11 protein-coding genes are annotated in these 15379 nt (G+C 47.8%); 8 read left to right on the forward strand and 3 right to left on the reverse strand.

Annotated elements, in window-relative coordinates:
* Nucleotides 1–214: 214 nt before the first annotated feature.
* The 3 genes from F8C67_RS09910 to F8C67_RS09920 all read right to left on the reverse strand — a co-directional run bounded on the left by F8C67_RS09910 (nucleotide 215) and on the right by F8C67_RS09920 (nucleotide 6741).
* On the reverse strand, nucleotides 215–2077 hold the full coding sequence (locus tag F8C67_RS09910; protein ID WP_151667686.1) for a WG repeat-containing protein: 1863 nt from the start codon (nucleotides 2075–2077) through the stop codon (nucleotides 215–217).
* Between the two features lie 883 nt (nucleotides 2078–2960).
* Nucleotides 2961–4868 (reverse strand): cytochrome-c peroxidase, encoded by a 1908-nt coding sequence (locus F8C67_RS09915; protein WP_151667687.1) that lies wholly within the window; start codon nucleotides 4866–4868, stop codon nucleotides 2961–2963.
* A gap of 88 nt (nucleotides 4869–4956) precedes the next feature.
* Nucleotides 4957–6741, reverse strand: coding sequence for an alkaline phosphatase PhoX (locus F8C67_RS09920; protein ID WP_151667688.1), 1785 nt, complete (start codon nucleotides 6739–6741; stop codon nucleotides 4957–4959).
* A gap of 369 nt (nucleotides 6742–7110) precedes the next feature.
* Here F8C67_RS09920 and F8C67_RS09925 point away from each other — a divergent pair, with 369 nt between their 5' ends.
* The 8 genes from F8C67_RS09925 to F8C67_RS09960 are packed head-to-tail and all read left to right on the forward strand — an operon-like array spanning nucleotide 7111 to nucleotide 15377.
* Entirely contained in the window at nucleotides 7111–8109 is a 999-nt protein-coding gene (locus F8C67_RS09925) for an AAA family ATPase (RefSeq protein ID WP_151667689.1), read from the forward strand.
* Entirely contained in the window at nucleotides 8109–8981 is an 873-nt protein-coding gene (locus F8C67_RS09930) for a DUF58 domain-containing protein (protein ID WP_151667690.1), read from the forward strand. Before F8C67_RS09925 ends, F8C67_RS09930 begins: the two co-directional genes overlap by 1 nt.
* On the forward strand, nucleotides 8978–9871 hold the full coding sequence (locus F8C67_RS09935) for a hypothetical protein (RefSeq protein ID WP_151667691.1): 894 nt from the start codon (nucleotides 8978–8980) through the stop codon (nucleotides 9869–9871). Before F8C67_RS09930 ends, F8C67_RS09935 begins: the two co-directional genes overlap by 4 nt.
* Nucleotides 9858–10847, forward strand: coding sequence for a vWA domain-containing protein (locus F8C67_RS09940; RefSeq protein ID WP_151667692.1), 990 nt, complete (start codon nucleotides 9858–9860; stop codon nucleotides 10845–10847). Before F8C67_RS09935 ends, F8C67_RS09940 begins: the two co-directional genes overlap by 14 nt.
* On the forward strand, nucleotides 10844–11863 hold the full coding sequence (locus F8C67_RS09945) for a vWA domain-containing protein (RefSeq protein ID WP_151667693.1): 1020 nt from the start codon (nucleotides 10844–10846) through the stop codon (nucleotides 11861–11863). Before F8C67_RS09940 ends, F8C67_RS09945 begins: the two co-directional genes overlap by 4 nt.
* Nucleotides 11845–12858 carry a tetratricopeptide repeat protein gene (locus F8C67_RS09950; protein ID WP_151667694.1) on the forward strand — a complete coding sequence of 338 codons (1014 nt, stop codon included), beginning with the start codon at nucleotides 11845–11847 and terminating at the stop codon, nucleotides 12856–12858. The genes F8C67_RS09945 and F8C67_RS09950 overlap by 19 nt, the downstream gene beginning before the upstream one ends.
* Nucleotides 12859–14613, forward strand: coding sequence for a BatD family protein (locus F8C67_RS09955; RefSeq protein ID WP_151667695.1), 1755 nt, complete (start codon nucleotides 12859–12861; stop codon nucleotides 14611–14613).
* Nucleotides 14610–15377 carry a tetratricopeptide repeat protein gene (locus tag F8C67_RS09960; protein ID WP_151667696.1) on the forward strand — a complete coding sequence of 256 codons (768 nt, stop codon included), beginning with the start codon at nucleotides 14610–14612 and terminating at the stop codon, nucleotides 15375–15377. The genes F8C67_RS09955 and F8C67_RS09960 overlap by 4 nt, the downstream gene beginning before the upstream one ends.
* Nucleotides 15378–15379 lie beyond the last annotated feature (2 nt).

Raw genomic sequence — 15379 nt, forward strand, 5'->3', positions numbered from 1 at the left:
GGTTCGAGATGTTCGTGGTGGATCATCGGATGTGGTTCACCCGCCGGCTGGCGGGCAAGCTGCAAAATCGCAAAACAGGTGGTAAGCGAATGAATTCCCAGCAATAGGCACGGTGCTTTAGCGCGTGCCGGGCATGAAGCGAAATCGCGTTATAATCCTGAAGCCTGACGCTCGACTACTACCGAGGGTCGTGGAGCGTTGTATCTCAATTAAATCACCAATTGACTCTAGAGTCTGTATTCCAGAATTGAGCGGGGTTTATTGAAATAGGAATTTCGTTACTGATCACTTCCCGGTAATTCGGGCTGCCCAAAGGCCAAGATTCCTCGGTGGAAATATATACAACGGTGATTATCCTTACTTCCCCATTGACATTTTCAACGCGCTCTTCCGTGGGGTAACTAGGTTTTTCTACGCCTTCTTGAAACACTCTTTCGAATCGAACTCTCATTTTGGTTTGCATTCCTCCTTCGAACATAGGAATGGTTCGATACGCAACTGAATTAGCTTTTATTGACTCCACCTTGAAGCCTTGAACCACGCATCCGTGTCCGCCATTAAATGAGATTGGTTTCCACACACCATCTCTAATGTCAAGGGCTTCTATATAAAGAATCATATTCCCATCATGAGAATCGTAAAGAATGGGGCTACTAGTGTTATTGACTATTCTCACGGTTGGTCCCCGGAAAAATGAGTCACGGTTTAACACCATTTGTGTTGTATCAATCTCAATGTAAAAACCTTCTTTTTCAGGAATGTCTTGGTCATCAAATTCAATTGCTGGTCGAGAAACGCCGTTGCCAATTTTGTAGTTGATATTGATAGCCATTGGAACTTGCCCTCCTGTATGATGAACTGCAACATCATCAGGTGTTATGTAGGTCACTCTTTCTCCATCTCTCAATACCACACTAACCGATTGATGATCTAGGAACTTAATTTGAGTATAATCTCGATAGAGTTCACCGGTGTTCAGATCGAGTAAGGTGTAAAAGAACTCTCGCTCTTGAACGATGGCAAAACTTGGGGTCAGGAGAGAAACGCGACCATCAAAACCTGTTGGCAAATCGAGTCTTTGAAGAATGTTGAAATTGGTATCAATCAAGCACCATTCTCCGTGGTATTGAACCATTGCTTTTCCGTCCAGAAAGGAATAATCATAGAACCTTTCAGTTCCACCAGGTCTCAAAAAATCATCGGAAAGTGTGTCAAAAATGGTGTTTAACAATAACCACCCTTTATCTCGTGTGAATCCTATAAACCGGTTATCTGATACGGCGTGAAAGTTGTCAAAATCAGGGGCTTTAGTCAATTCACCTGATCGATTGAGAATCTGATAATCAAATTCTTTATTTCCGCCCTTTCGAAGAATTAAGGGAAAGCTATATGAACTCCAGTGCACCGAATATTCTTCAGGAAGCGTATACATCAATTCGCCTTGGAGGGACCAAAGCTGATCAAAAGCTGAAGAATTGGATGTAGTTGTTGCAAATAGCTGGTTATCGATTCGATTTATGAGGCAATGTTTCACTGGAATTGTGTCGATGCTGCCATCTGGCTTAGCGACGCCGAAGCGGTATTCAGAATTCGGCCCTAAGCTCAATATTACCTTATCCCCTGCAACCCTATTTACTGGTAGCTCTTCAATAACAACACGACCAAAGCGATTCAGAATAACTTGTGTGCTATCCTTTCTTCCAATGACAAGGTTCGAATTCGCCACATACAGATTATTGAAGCCATCATTCAATATTTGGAACTGATCGTCAATCAGCGCCCAACTTCCATCCACATAAACACATGAAAGTCCGTGCTCGAAGTTTTCCACTTTTTCGAAGTTCTGCCACGTCAATCTGTGGCCTGAAGAATCAATAAAATGATAATATCCGCTTTCACGCACAGCGGCCTTCCCTTCCGAAAATAATTGGGCAGCATCGAATCTCGGCTGAATAACCCAAGAACCGTCAATGTCCTTATAACCCCACTTACCATCTTGAGCGAAAGGGAAAAGCATTTGGGCTTCTGCCAAGAGGCATGAAAGGAATAAGAGTATTGTAAGGAGAGCGCGAATCATGTTGCAATTTACTAGAATGACGCTGATAGGTCGCACTGGGTTAGAAACTGGACTGTGTTTTCATCATGACGCCAGTCCCTGGTTTCTCGCAGATAAAATGAGGGGTGCGTGGTGGAGAGCCTCACACAGAGACACGGAGGGCACAGAGGGTTCGAGATATGCGTGGTGGATCATCGGACGTGGTCCACCCGCCGGCTGGCGGGCAGGCTGCAAAACCGCAAAAAGCAAATACGCCATATCAAAATCATCGGAGTGCGTAAAAAGCGCAAAACAGATACAGGGAAGCGCATGCTTACGTCCTGGAATTGATAGCTGCGCATGAACCCCCAACTAGAGGCACGGTGCTTTAGCGCGTGCCGGGCTTGAAACTCGAACGGTTTTTCATCCTGACGCTTTCAGCCTCTTGCCTCATAAAGCCGTGGTTCCAGGCATGTTGCTTTAGCTCATGCCGGGCTAGCCCGAGGTTCATGGAGGTTTCTCGCAGAGAAAATGAGGTGTGCGTGGTGGAGAGAGAACGCGGGGTGCGTGGTTCGCCCAGCTATAGGCACGGTGCTTTAGCGCGTGCCGGGCATGAAACTCAAACGGTTTTTCATCCTGACGCCTTCAGCCTAGTGCCTCATAAAGCCTTGGTTCCAGGCATGTTGCTTTAGCACATGCCGAGTTTCCAAACGCCATTCCCCGCCGGCTGGCGGGGATAATTCTCTTAGCCTCGTGGCTTTAGCCCGAGGTTCATGGAGGGAATAGAGGGTTCTCGCAGAGAAAATGAGGTGTGCGTGATGGAGAGAGAACGCGGGGTGCGTGGTTCGCCCAGCTTTAGGCACGGTGCTTTAGCGCGTGCCGGGCATGAAACTCAAACGGTTTTTCATCCTGACGCCTTCAGCCCCTAATACTCTCCCCCAATCGCGCGATCATTCCATTCCGGGTGCCCATCGAAACTCGGTAGTTTTTCTGGTGCATGAGCCGTTTTGGGAAGCGAGGTCAATGCTCTCATAAACGCCACCAAATCGGCACTTTCCTCAACGGATAGTTTTAGTTCATCGAATGGCAAGGTCTGGTTGGGAACATCGAGCCCACGGCCTGTACCGCCGCCTCTGTTGTAGAAGTCAACCACTTCCTCCAACGATTCGAATACACCGTTGTGCATGTATGGCGCAGTCAATTCAGCATTCCTAACCGTTAAGGTTTTGAAACTGTGGTCGTAAATCGTCGAGCTCTCCTTGAGCAATCCCATGGCTCGACCTCTATCTGGGTCTAGTGCAGTCGCCGCCGTATCAACCGGAACACCCAAAACCTCTGTTTCCATATCTCTGAAATAAGGCGGAACTAACCCCGCAAAGGTTGGCGCAAAGTGACAGGTACCACACACGGCCTTTCCCATGAACAAGTTGTATCCGCGCTTTACTTCCTCGGTAACTTCTCCCTCACCCCGCAACCACTTGTCTACAGGCGAATCGAAGGAGCGCAATGAAATGATGTACGAAGCCAAGGCCGTCTCTACCGTCCTTTTATTGATTCTGGCATTCTCGCCATACACACGCTCAAACCATTGTCTGTACTCCTCACTTTCACCTAATCGCTGAACGATGTCAGCATACGAAGTATTAAACTCCTTTGGGTTGAAAATCACATGGTCGAACTGCTCCTCCAGCTTGTGAGCGCGCAAATCATAAAAGTATCTCGGTGAGAGCACAGCGTTTACTAGTGTAGGCGCATTGCGATCTACCGTGCCGTCAAATCCCATAGCAGTACTCTTCGCAAGACCGTCGGTGAATGCCTTGTCTGGACGATGACAACTCGCGCAACTTCTTTCCACGCTGGAAGAGAGAATCGGATCAAAGAAAAGGGCTCTTCCCAACTCAACCTTCTCCTCAGTGTACTCGCCTTCGCGAATCATGGTATAGAAGAAAGGGTTGATTAGCTCTTCGCTAAAGATGTGTTTCGAGCGATAATTAATCGACTGAACAGTTGAAGAGGTTTCATCCTTAAACTCGATGTACAAAATCTCCTGAGCCTTTAAAGTTCGCTGAAACAAGGGCTCAATAAATTCAACCGTAAAAGTAGCTCTATCGAACGTTTCAAAATCGGGATTGGATTCGAGAAAAGTGACAGCATCCTCCCATAGTTTCAAGTATGAAACCGCAAAAGTTGGGTCCACCGTCATGAGCTGAGATTCGAACGCGTACATTGCCTCTTTTGCAGCATTCAATGCAATTGCAGATTCGAGTATCGCTCGGTCCGAAGCGGGTGTGTCAAACCCAGTTACACCCTGGCTCAACACACGAATCAATTCAAATCGAACCGCCTCCAAAATCTCTCTTTCGCTGAAGCTATGATGAATGGAGAAACGTTCGAGAAGCTCCACCTTGCTCGTAAGCGTACGAGACTTTTCAATCAGGATTTCCCAATCGATTTCGCGCTCATAAACCAACTCTTCCATCCTTTGAAGCCCTTGTGGCTCCATGACTACAACTGCCGAAGTTTTCGGCTCAAGATGAGGAAGCGGTGCTCCATTAATGAAGTTTAGAACCAACTCAGCATCAGCATAAAACACGAGATACTCAATCTCTTTGTAGGCCGTTCGCATCTTTTCAAAAGAGGCGATCATTTCTTCGTTTGACGAGCGCTCTAAAGCGAGTTCTTGGAACTCGGAGACCGACTCAGCAAATGACGAAATACCATCCGTGTAGGTTTGAGATACAAATTCTACAGGTGATTCTTCTACAGATTGAAAGGCTGACCCTACTAGGATGAGGGTTGTAACTGAAACGAGGGTGACAAACTTCAACTTCATGATTCCGATGGATTAGCAACGGCACAAGGGGCCCCGATTTTGGAGCCCCTTGCCGTTGGATAGTTAGTGTCAGAAGGTCTTGCGGGGATTACTCAACGATCAAGCGCTGAACATCGCCGTTTGCATTCTTAACAAAGTATACACCTGCGTTAAGGTGAGAGATGTCGATCAACTTCACTTCGCGGTATACGTTCAATCTGCGACCGTTCACGTCGTAGATCGCTACGTCAGAAGTTTCGTTGAAGTGCAACTCACGAGAAGCTGGGTTAGGGTAAATTTGGAAGCCGTTTCCGTCAAAAGAAGGCTCTTCAAATAGACCAATACCACCCGTTTCAAATCCGCTTATAGCGAAAGTAAGTGAGTTGTTGTACGGGAATGGGTTGTTAGAGCTAGGGTGCTGACAGTTCACAAGAAGAGTGTTTCCGTCAATCGCACGAGCACCCGTGATTTCAGCACCAGCAGGAACACCCGTGATACGCTTCAGCTTAGCCAAAGTAGGGTTAGCATCGCTCATGTCGTACATGTAAAGCTCACAGAAACGGTTAGACTCGCCATCTGGAACACGACCAAATGAACTTCCGTTCAAGTCTTCCTGAATAACCATGTAGCTCTGACCGTTGATCTCCATGAAAGTAAGTCCGTCAGGGTTAGAAAGGTGATTCGTAGGGTAAGACTGTGGATCAGCTACAGGAAGGTAAGGACCACCTTCGATGAATGAGCTCACAGTTTCAGTAGCTGGGTCATACTCAACTACACGTCCGTAGTAATCCCAGTAGTCAGAGCTGTCTGGGTGAGTCCCTTGAGCCATAGCGCGAGCCATTGAAATTGGGCTGTGTACGGCTCCAGCAGCGTGCTCGTCAGCCCAACGTCCAGCAGGGTTGTCACGGCCAGTTTCAGTAAAGTAAACTTTACCCGTAGCTGGATCGATAGCGAACCACTCCATACGGTTGAACATAGTAGCTTGTGCAGCAACAGCCTGTCCTGTGATGTTCAATACATCAGTCATTGAACCGTTGTTGATAGCAATCCACTTCGAACCCGAAGCGTCGTGCTTGTATACGTAAAGTGTACCTGAAGTAAAGTCGCCTGGTGTTGTAGCAACGAACTTGGTGAAGAAGCCTGGAGTTGCATCCTGACCTAGGTAAACCGTTTGGTTGTCAGATGCAATTGCACCACCTTCAAATGGCTGACGGCCCCAGTTGTACTGCTTGCGGATAGCAACCGCGTTGATTGGATCAACCTCAGTCATCCAGTTCAAGTTCTCAACACGCTTGATAGTTTGTCCGTCTGCGAAAGAAAGACCACTGTTTGAGATAGTAAAGTCTGATGTATCGCGGAAACCTTGACCACCAGCGTAGATTTGAGCGTTAGACGACTGCCACCACTCTTCTGCTGTCCAGATACGTCCGTCAGGACCAACTATACCACCACAGTTCATACCTGTTTCACCTGTAGTTGAGAAGTCGATGTTGAAGAACTTACCTTCACGACCGTCGTTCAAAGTTTGTGGAACTACAACTAGTGAGTCACCTTGACGAGCAATCTTGAATGATGTCATACCACCACCGTCACCAATCTTGTCATTGGCTTCGATTCTTTCGTGGTTGATTGTTACCCATCCAAGGTCGTTGCTGTTCGGATCTTCAGTGAATCCGATGAAGTCATGCCACTGCTTAGATAGTGTAGAGTCGTTCATGCCCGTTTGCACGTAGTCGTGACCACCAATGAATAGAACCTGCATTTGCAATGGGCTCTTTGGCATAACTACAGTGGCTGGAGCAAAGTCATTGACCGGAATAGATGGGTCAAATTTGATTTGAGCTTGAGAGGCTACTGCTGTGAGTAGACCTGCTGCGAGTAGAATTTTTTTCATTTTCCTTACTTCTTGGTTAAAGATGCAAGGCAAAAGTGCCCAGACTAGGTTACCCTCTTTTTAGTGGCTGGTCAACGAATGGTTGCTTTGATGTTAGCGATGTTGCCCTAGCTTTAAATATTCGGAACGGTTCTGCAATGGACTTAAAACTGGCTTAACTAGCCGAATTCGCATTTCCTGCGGGCTCAGGGTTTTACAGTTTACCTCAAGGTTAGTATTAACAATGGGCCGTTTTATTTGGAATCCGTTCAAATAAGGATTCCGATGATAGGGACGCCCGCAATCGCGCTCTCCTCCTAACTTTAACGAGCCTTTAACCGTCATTACAACGCATCCGAAGTTACTTTGTAACCGTTCAATTGAATTTTTATGGAATCTAATACAGACGAAATTCGCAACGTCGAGGAACGTACGCCCGACCACAGCGCTTTCATCGACGATATCTACAGTGAACTGAGCAAGGTCATCGTGGGGCAACGCCACATGGTGGACGCCCTATTAACGGGCCTGCTGACCAACGGTCACATTCTTCTTGAGGGTGTGCCAGGTCTCGCAAAAACGCTCGCTATTAAGAGCCTTGCCGAGGTTCTCGACGGATCCTACTCAAGGATTCAGTTTACGCCCGACCTCCTTCCATCCGACCTCATCGGAACACAAGTATATAATGTGAAGGATGGTTCATTTACCACCAAGAAAGGTCCCGTGTTCGCCAACTTTGTCCTTGCCGACGAAATCAACCGCGCACCGGCCAAGGTTCAAGCCGCCCTTCTCGAGTCCATGCAGGAACGACAAGTGACGATTGCGGAAGAAACCTATCCGCTTCCAAAACCGTTCTTGGTAATGGCCACACAAAACCCGGTTGAGCAAGAAGGCACGTATCCACTTCCAGAAGCGCAGGTCGATCGATTCATGCTAAAAGTGATTATCGATTACCCTGAATATGCCGATGAACAGCACATCATTCGCCAGAATCTGAGCAACACACCACCAGAACTGAAGTCTGTGGTGAGCTTAGAGACCATCGACAAGGCGAGAATGCAGGTCAGAGAAGTAGCGCTCAGCGAGAAAATGGAGAAGTACATTCTCGACATCATTTTCGCCACACGCGACCCGAAGGCCTACGGAGTTTCAAAACTTCAACCTCTAATCAGATTTGGCGCTTCTCCTCGAGGTTCTATCAACCTTGCCCTGGCAGCAAAAGCACATGCTTTCATTCGCAGAAGAAACTACGTTACTCCAGAAGACGTGCGAGCCATGGCGCTCCCCGTTCTTCGTCACCGCATTGGTCTAACCTACGAAGCAGAAGCCGAAGGCTATAACGCCGATCAGGTTGTCGTGGAACTCATTAATAGCATTGCGCTTCCATAATGGAAACCAGCGAACTCATAAAGAAGGTCCGACGCATCGAAATCAAGACGCGTCAGCTTAGCCGAAACGTTCTTTCGGGGGAGTACCACTCCTCCTTTCAAGGACGCGGTATGGCCTTTAGCGAAGTTCGCAACTACCAAGTAGGTGATGATATCCGCAGTATTGATTGGAATGTTACCGCTCGAAAAAACGAACCTTTTATTAAGGTGTTCGAAGAAGAGCGCGAGCGTACCTTGATGCTTTTTGTGGATGTTTCGGCTTCCGGTCAATTCGGAAGCATCAAGCAAAGAAAATCCGAACTCGCCACCGAGCTTGCAGCAACTTTGGCCTTCTCTGCTATTCAGAATAACGACAAAGTTGGGGTCATTTTCTATACCGACCAGGTGGAACGTTACATCGCTCCGCGAAAGGGTAGACAGCACATCCTGACAATCATTCGTGAACTTCTAGAAATTGAACCGAAGGGAACGGGTACCGACCTGTCTAAAGCCATCGAGTACATGAATGGCGTGCACAAGCGCCGAGCTATTGCGATGGTTATTTCAGACTTTATGGACTCTTCCTATCACCGTGCTCTGAAAGTCTTCGCCCGAAAGCATGAGGTTACTGCCCTTCATATTTCTGACGAGGCCGAATTGAACTTGCCTTCGCTGGGCGTTATTCCTATTGTAGATGCTGAATCTGGCCGAACGGCCTGGATAAACTCTTCATCGAAATCCGAAAAACGGAAGCACCGCGAGAAGATGGATGCATACTCCGCACAGTTGGAGACCACGTGTAAGAGCTCTGGCATCGGCCTAGTGAACCTTTCTACCAACGAAGATTTCGCCAAGGCTCTCCTTCATTACTTCAAATCTCACGGCCGACGATGAAACTCTGGAAACTCATAGCAGTCCTTTGCCTTCCCATTTTTTCCATGGGCCAGGCATCTTTTGAAGTTTCCTCTCCCGTAGAGCGCATGCAAATCGGCGATCAAATCAACCTAGTTCTAAAGGCCATTGTACACAAGAATGATAGGATTGAGTGGACACCCTTCCCCATTGCCGTTCAAAGCGGTCGATTGGTCAACAGATCCACCATGGATTCTGCCTTCAATGGCGATATGATTGAGCTAGTTGAGGTTTGGACCCTCACCTCATTCGACAGCGGGTTTGCCGTTGTGCCACCCATCGAAATACGTGTCAATGGTCAAACACTTCAGTCCGACCCCATCCTTATACAAGTTGATTTGGCAAAGAAGTCGAATCAATACCGGGATATTGCGGATCCTATTGGCCTGGAATATCCATTTTGGAAACTCATCCTTTCAATCATAGCCGCACTCACCGTTCAACTTCTTCTCGGATTGTTCTTAATCCGCCGAAGTAGAAAGCGTGAATCCAACACCTTGGTTAAAGACGATCGCACACCGAAGCAGCGGATAGAAGGTTTCCTCGCTAGAATTCACTTTAGAAGTGAGATGACCAATGAAGAGATGGACGTGCGCATTTCGAAAATCATTCAGCTGACCTACCGGTTGCTACAGGTTGAATTTGGCATCAACACCGGAATTGGCTCACCTGAAGATTGGGCGAAGAAACTCAAACTAAACAGTGAATTCGAAGGAGATGCAGATGAGTTGGTCATCTTGATCGCCAAGGCCAATGAAATGCGATTTGGTGGAAGAGATATCGACGCCCCTACGGCCGAAAACTGGCATACCCAATTGAAGGATTGGGTTGCGAAGAGCAAAACCGAAAAAATTGAAAATGAACCTGTTTGAGGGTACAACATTCGCTAACCCAGAATGGCTCTGGGGTTTAATTCTCATCCCAATTATGGGTGTGGGAATGATGTTGCGTTCACAAACCGGAACCGTGCGTTTTTCTCATTTTGAATCAGGCGGATTCACATGGGCGAACCTTCGTCCGTGGACTTCCCTTCTAAGCCTGATTGGCCTCGCGTGTTGGATTGTTGCTTTTGCAAGACCGCAATCTTCTCAACAAACCCAGCAGATTCGAGGGGGTGAGGGAATCGACATTTTCTTAGCGGTAGACGTGAGCTACAGTATGGAGGCACTTGACCTAAAACCAACACGCCTTGAAGCGCTCAAGGTTGTAGCCAACGAGTTCGTGAAGAATCGCCCGAATGATAGAATTGGCCTAGTGGTCTACGCTGGAGAAGCGTATACACAAGTTCCACTAACTACGGACCACGAGGTGCTGACATCAGCCGTGAAGAGCTTGAACTCCGACCTGCTTGAGCCCGGAACAGCGGTGGGCATGGGGCTGAGCACGGCACTATCAAGAATCAAAGATTCAGAAGCAGAATCGAAGGTGGTTATTCTGATGACCGATGGCGAAAACAACCGTGGTGAAATCGACCCAAGATCTGCGGCAAGATTAGCGAGAGAACTCGGCGTTCGAGTTTACACCATTGGTATTGGAACCAAAGGCTACGCGATGATGCCTACACGAATCATGAACGGCCGAAAGATGTTGCAAAGGGTTAAGGTTAATATCGACGAAGACTTGCTTCGTGAGATTGCCGATGCAACCGAGGGAAGATATTTCCGCGCACAGAATAAGGAGCAGCTAGCGGATATCTATCAGGAAATTGACAGACTCGAGAAATCGAAAATTGAGGAATTGAAATTCGTGCAGTACGACGAGCACTTTTACCCGTGGGCTCTAGCTGGATTGCTGTTCATTGCTGCCGAATTCACGTTGAAGAACACCCTATTCAGATCAGTAGTATGAGTATCGTTTGGGCAAATCCAGAATGGCTTAAGGCCTTGCTCGCAATCCCCGTTTTGATTGCGATTTGGGTTTTCCATGCCATGTGGAGTGCTCGTGCACGAAAGAAACTAGGTATAGAAGATATACGTCATGATTGGATTGTGCGACGCTCACCGTGGAGAACGGTCGTTAGAAACGTTGCTGCCCTCCTCGCCTTGTATTTCGGCATTGTTGCGATGGCAAATCCTCAACAAAAGGGAAAGGAAATAGAGGTTGAAAAGAAAGGTCTGGACATCGTATTTGCAATCGACCTGAGTAAGAGCATGCTCGCAGAAGACATCGCTCCGTCACGATTAGAACAAGCCAAGCAATTTGCAAGAAAGGTCATCGACCTCTCCGCGAGTGACCGCATCGGAATCGCCGGATTCTCAGGAGCTGCGTACAAGCAACTTCCAATTACCTCCGACCATGGCTCGGCGAAATTCATTCTCAATTCACTTGAGCCCAACTTAATTCCTTCTTCTGGCAGCGACTTTGCCGAAGCGATCCGCATGGGTACCTCAATGTTCGACAAGAACGTTCAACAAGATAAAGTGCTCATCATCATAAGTGACGGCGAAGATCACCCCGACGAATGGAAAGAGGCCGTGGAATCGGCCATTGATTCTGGTCTACACATCTTCACCGTGGGCATTGGAACCTCTAGAGGTGGTCCCATTCCAACGGGCAGAGACGGCAAATTTCACCGTGACAAAAACGGAGAAGTTGTAGTGACCAAACGCGAGGACGTCGTGCTTCGTGAAATTGCTGAAGAAGGCATGGGAGAATACTTTGATGGAAACAATTCTCGAGAGGCCTCGATGCTCATTGAAAACATAAAGACCCTTCAACTCGCCGAATTTGGCGTGACACCGCTCAGTGAAATGGAAGATCAGTTTCAAATCCCACTTGGGATTGCAATCCTCTTCCTGCTCATACGTACTAGTTTATCCGAACGCAGTTCTCAAACCCTATCAAAATGGCTAAAGCAAGCATAACACTGTCGATGATACTCGCGCTGTGCCTTTGGGGAATCTCGCTAAAAGCACAATCCTACGACGAAGAAATGAAGCGTGGCAATGAGCTCTACGCTGCCGAGAAATACGCCGAAGCCGAAAAGGCGTATCGCAACGCGATGTACGAAGATGGCGAGCGCTTCGAATCTAGATTCAACCTTGGCGATGCCCTGTTTCGTCAGGAAGCATACGAATCGGCCATAGATGCTTATCGCGAAGCGTCACTGAGAACATCAGAGGGCTCCAAGCAATCCATGGCGTGGTATAACATCGGCAATGCGCATATCGCGTTAGAGCAATTTGAAGAAGCCATCGAAGCCTTTCAACAGGCCTTGCTTCGCAATCCGAAGAACGAAAACGCTCGACACAACTTGTCGAAATTGCTCCGAGACTACAACAAGCAAGAGGAGGACAAGCAGCAAAATCAGCAACAAAACCAAGAAAACCAACAGGGAGAGCAGAACGACGATTCACAGAACCAGGAAAATCAACCTACCCCTGAAGAAGGGGATCAAAACGGTGAATCGGAGAGCAACGAAAATGGAAACCCTGACCCAGACCAGCAGCAAAACGACCAGCGCGACAGCGACAATTCCGGCAACAATCCGGATGAAGTGCCAGACGATACGCCAATGGATTCCCAGGAAGGAGGTTCGAATGCAAAAAAGCAACAGAACCAAAGAAGTCAGGGTGACCCAGAACAGCAGATGAGAGATAACCAGCGAGATCTAGCTTCTGGGGAAGATGGTGATGGAAACGGTCAAGGTTCGCCTCAATCACTTGCGGGGGATGAAGCTGAAATCAACGCGGATCAACGCGAAGGTGGAAGCATGGCGGTTCCTATGACCATCAACGAACTTGAAAACTTACTAGAAAAGGCGGAGAGGGCAGATGAAACTACCCTCCAAAGAATATTTGTCCAACAGGGAAGAGATAGAAAAGGAAAAGCCGAGACCAAAGGAGAAAAGGACTGGTAAATGAAGAAGTGGATATACATAATAATGGCGTTTGCGCTCAACCTCATCGGACATGAGGCCATGGCGCAAGAACCGCAGTTTATCGCTCGCGCTGGAAGTAACACCTATCAGCTCGGTGAAGAGATTATCGTGTTCTTTAAAACGAACGCGGAAGGTTCGGACTTTGTCCCACCGTCAAATCTAACGGACGATTTCTACAAGCTTAGCGGACCCTACGTGTCGAGAAACGTTTCCATGAGCCCTGGTCAAAGCAGTATGACCATGACCTGGGAATACCGCTTACGAGCGAAGAAAGTCGGGGAATTCGAATTGGCGCGTGCTGCTATCAAAATCAATGGTGAGCGCTATTACACCGACCCGCTGAAAATTAAAGTGGTTGCGAATTCAGAACAACGCGACGACTCAAATGACCCTAGGGTCTATGCCTCGAAGCGACTGTACATGCGTATTATCCCATCGAAGCTGAGGGTGTATGTAGGCGAGCCGCTGGGCGTCACCTATCGTTTGTACGGCTATGATCGCCCTACTGGCTCACTCGACTTCAAGGAACTTCCAAATTATGAAGGTTTCATTACGGAAGACGTGGAATCTCGCGCGCAGCCTCGTCAGGATATTGACGACGAAGGAAACCCTTTCCTCACTTGGGACGTGGCCTCAAAAGCACTTATTCCACAACGTGCAGGCGTGTTTGAGTTCGACCCTCTAGTAACGGTTATTCCAACTCCTATTCCGGTGGAAACACGCGACATGTGGGGAAGGCGAACGCGGGGCTATCAAACCTATGAAAACCTCAACACGGCCTATCATCCCGACATTGAAGTAGTTCCATTGCCGACGAACAATCGACCGAGTGGGTTCAATGGTGCTGTTGGTGATTTCGAATTTCAGGTAGAACTCTCCAGAGGAGAAGTTGATGTCAATGAAAGCGTCACCCTCACTTTACAGCTTAAAGGAAAGGGTAACTTGAATACCATCAAGCTTCCGGAAGTGGAGCTGCCTGATCAGCTCGAGTTATTCGAACCTGAGGATGAAAACTCTATAATCGCTTCACCTAGCGGGCTCCGCGGTGAAATGAAACGAGAGTATGTGCTCGTGCCAAGATACAAGGGTACCTACAAGATTCCTCCTTTGGACTTTTCGTATTTCGACCCGGAAAAGGAGGAGTATGTAACCGTGAAAAGTGAGGAGCTCATCATTCGTGTTTCAGGCGAAAGCCCAGTGATCGCTACAACCGAAGGACGAGTGCCTACAAAGCCATCGAGCACCAACGAGAAGCAGGATGTTGAGTACTTAAACGAGGACATCCGCTGGATTGAACCCGTGAGAGAAGGAGTTGGCGCCCCAAGCACATTCTATCGCTCGGCGTGGTACATTGGCGGCGTGAGTGGATCCTTCCTGTTCACCGCTTATTTCTTGTTTGCCGGATCTATTCGCCGTTGGAATGACAGCCGTTTCGACAAATTGGCCGCGGCAAGAAAAACAGCAGACAAGGCTATATCCAAGGCAGGGGAATGGAGAGAGGCACGCTATGCCCTTGGTCAATTCTTAAAAACAGGATATGATGCTGCTTTTGCGGATCAAATAGACGGAAAGCTGCAACGCATTTTGGTGGATCGTGGATTGAATGACGCTGAGGCTCAAATGGCCTATGAACTACTCCGACAAAGCGAAGCGGCGGAATATGGTGCAACTATCACATCTTTTGAAGCTTGGAAACAAGACGCAAAGGCATGGATTCAAAATCAAACCAAATGAGAACTAGCATCCTTTTCATCAGTTTGATAGCGTCGGTTTTGGGTTTTGCCAAAGAACCCATTCCGCCTGATAGCACTTCACTACTTCAAAATGCAGTTTGGGCTTTTGAAGATGGACAGTTTTCCGAGGCATATGCGCTTTGGGAAGAGTATGCAAGCACCGAGGAAGCGGTAGACCCTACCGTGTACTACAATATGGGCAACGCAGCATGGAGAGGTGGTGAAATTGGAGAAGCCATTTGGAATTGGAATCGAGCGCTGAAGCTCGATCCAGATATGAAAGACGCCAAGTTCAACCTTCAATTTACTGATGATGTACTGGTAGACCGCATCCGACCGCTGGATAAAAGCCCCGTAGATGAGGTGATTGAGAAGATATGGTCAGCCTTAACTCCGCAAACTTGGGGATTGATAAGCCTCTTCAGCTTCTTGGGAATGATGGTATTCTTCGCCGTTTTCAAGTATGGCAATTTCGCAGGTTCAAGAATCTTCATGCCATTGGCATTTGTACTTCTGTTCACCGGAATCGCTGCTGGCGGAATTGGCTGGAAACACCAATATGAATTGGACAATACATTGACCGCGGTAGTTTTAGAGCCGAATGTCTACATCAAATCAGCACCCATGATTGGGGCTGGTGATGCCTTCATTCTTCATGAAGGAACCCAAATGGACGTGCAAAAAACCGCTGGAGATTGGTTGGAAATTCACCTCGCAGATGGAAAAGTGGGTTGGGTTCAAAGCGAATACGTAGGCGTGTACTAACA

It is taken from the genome of Phaeocystidibacter luteus, assembly GCF_008933115.1.
Classification (GTDB): domain Bacteria; phylum Bacteroidota; class Bacteroidia; order Flavobacteriales; family Schleiferiaceae; genus Phaeocystidibacter; species Phaeocystidibacter luteus.

What these genes read in the sequence shown, in the direction of transcription:
- F8C67_RS09910 (WP_151667686.1), bottom strand. Translation starts at nt 2,077, where the DNA reads ATGATTCGCGCTCTCCTTACAATACTCTTATTCCTTTCATGCCTCTTG.
- F8C67_RS09915 (WP_151667687.1), bottom strand. Translation starts at nt 4,868, where the DNA reads ATGAAGTTGAAGTTTGTCACCCTCGTTTCAGTTACAACCCTCATCCTA.
- F8C67_RS09920 (WP_151667688.1), bottom strand. Translation starts at nt 6,741, where the DNA reads ATGAAAAAAATTCTACTCGCAGCAGGTCTACTCACAGCAGTAGCCTCT.
- F8C67_RS09925 (WP_151667689.1), top strand. Translation starts at nt 7,111, where the DNA reads ATGGAATCTAATACAGACGAAATTCGCAACGTCGAGGAACGTACGCCC.
- F8C67_RS09930 (WP_151667690.1), top strand. Translation starts at nt 8,109, where the DNA reads ATGGAAACCAGCGAACTCATAAAGAAGGTCCGACGCATCGAAATCAAG.
- F8C67_RS09935 (WP_151667691.1), top strand. Translation starts at nt 8,978, where the DNA reads ATGAAACTCTGGAAACTCATAGCAGTCCTTTGCCTTCCCATTTTTTCC.
- F8C67_RS09940 (WP_151667692.1), top strand. Translation starts at nt 9,858, where the DNA reads ATGAACCTGTTTGAGGGTACAACATTCGCTAACCCAGAATGGCTCTGG.
- F8C67_RS09945 (WP_151667693.1), top strand. Translation starts at nt 10,844, where the DNA reads ATGAGTATCGTTTGGGCAAATCCAGAATGGCTTAAGGCCTTGCTCGCA.
- F8C67_RS09950 (WP_151667694.1), top strand. Translation starts at nt 11,845, where the DNA reads ATGGCTAAAGCAAGCATAACACTGTCGATGATACTCGCGCTGTGCCTT.
- F8C67_RS09955 (WP_151667695.1), top strand. Translation starts at nt 12,859, where the DNA reads ATGAAGAAGTGGATATACATAATAATGGCGTTTGCGCTCAACCTCATC.
- F8C67_RS09960 (WP_151667696.1), top strand. Translation starts at nt 14,610, where the DNA reads ATGAGAACTAGCATCCTTTTCATCAGTTTGATAGCGTCGGTTTTGGGT.